Annotated in this window: 1 protein-coding gene; it reads right to left on the minus strand. The window is 69.6% G+C overall.

Going from position 1 to position 1752, the window contains the following annotated elements; genetic code table 11:
• Positions 1–170: 170 nt before the first annotated feature.
• The gene (locus tag ACGFIS_RS37480) at positions 171–1661 is read right to left on the minus strand and encodes an IS1380 family transposase (RefSeq protein WP_392974017.1); all 1491 of its coding nucleotides are present in this window, start codon (positions 1659–1661) and stop codon (positions 171–173) included.
• Between the last annotated feature and the right edge of the window lie 91 nt (positions 1662–1752).

The following is a 1752-nucleotide window of genomic DNA, read 5'->3' on the forward strand; positions in this document are numbered from 1 at the left end:
CCTCGATCTTTCACGCTGCTGAAGCGTCTGCCTGAACGGCGTGACGAGCGTCCCCGGGAGCGGGTTTTCGGTGTCGGAGCATGCTGATGGCCCGGCTGCCGGGCCGGGTGGCCGGGGGTTCCACGGGCCCCGGGGGCTCCTTCCTTGGTCGCAGGGACGGTTTGCGCTGGTCAGGTGGGGTGCGGGAGGGTCTGGATACGCTTCCAGGCGGTGGTGATCGCTGTGGCCCAGGGCCAGGTGGCCGCGATCTTGAGGGTCTTGCGGCGTCCGCCGCGCACGAGGCGGGCGGCGGTGTGGAAGACCCGGTAGCGCAGCGTCTTGGGCTCTGCTTTGGCGAGCTTGCCGTCGAGGGCGAGGTGCCGGAGCCAGGACAGCAGGATGCAGGCGGTCATCGACGCGTCCAGCCATGCCTTGTTCATCCCGTAGTGACGGGAGGGGAAATGGCCCAGGCCGGTGTCCTTGCCTGTGCGGATCACGTCCTCGACGCGGGCGTGGACGCGGTGGCCTGCGTCGATGTAGGCGCACTGGCCGCGCCAGCCCCTGGTGTCGGCGGGCAGGTTCGTCGCCCACAAGGTGTAGCGCCACCCGTCTTGTGCCTCGAACAGGGTGAGCTGCGCTCCGGGGTGGGGCCGCTCGCGGCGGGCGAAGACCCGCATCGTCGTCGGCCAGGCCTTCAGCCGGTCCCCGTCCGGGCGCTTGCGCAGCAGTCCGGTCAGCTCGGTGACGTGCGCTTCCTGGATCCAGCAGGCCCGATGCCCGCACCTCTGGTTCCCGCAGGCCATCTCAGACCGGCGCTCGCGGACCTTCCCGCCCGCGTCGATCGCGGCTTCCCATGCGGTGTCGGGGACCAGCTTGAGCGCGGTCTTCTCCCTTTCGGCCAGCGCCCAGCCGATGGAGTACACGAGTTCATACCCGCGGCGCGAGGCAAGCTTGTCCAGGCGTTTCACCAGGTCGTGGCTGGCTCCGGCGCCGTCGCAGGTGACCATGAGCTTGCGGCGGAACTGCGGAGGCAGCGCTGCGATCGCCTCGTCGAGAAGCGTCAGGTGATCGGCGGCGGTGTTGCTTCCGGCCGATCCCGGCCGCATCATCCAGGCCAGCGGCTCGCGCACATTGTCACATTCGGCCAGCAGCGGGTGATGGCCGAATCCCTTGAAATTCGGCTGTGCCTGTTCCTTGTCGGAGTGGGCGGGCACGACGGTGGCGTCCAGGCGGATGCAGGTGATCCCTGTCAGCTGCCGGTCCGCGACCTGGACCGGCGGGAGCTGCCCGTGCCGGGCGATGACCTGCGACCAGGCGTAACGCCGCGCCTTGTCTATCGCAGCGGTGACCCTGCGCCGGGTGCGGTCCCCGCCGGCGGCGGTTTCCTTCAGCGTCCGCCACGCGGTCGGGACCGACGCGACCTGGCCGAAGACCTCGTCCTGGTCGCCCATGACCCGGAAGTCGCTGATCACCCGGGCGCCGTCGGCGATCGCGCACGCCAGGTCGGCGAAGACCCGGCCCCGGTCCAGGCCGCCGTCCGGCGACGGCAGCGCCGCCGACAGCCCGGCCGTCAGGCCCGTCCGATCAGCGAGCTGCCGCAGCAAGACCAGGCCCGCATGCGACACCACGCCCGTGCCGCCGCCGACAACGTCAAGACCGCGCGACCATGCGGTAGCGTTCACGTAGAAAGTGCTCCTTGAACTGGACTGATACGGACTTCGACACTCCACATCATCCCAGTTCAGGAGCATTTTTCTGTTTAGGCGCGCCACT

Source organism: Spirillospora sp. NPDC048824 (genome assembly GCF_043198455.1).
Taxonomy (GTDB): domain Bacteria; phylum Actinomycetota; class Actinomycetes; order Streptosporangiales; family Streptosporangiaceae; genus Spirillospora.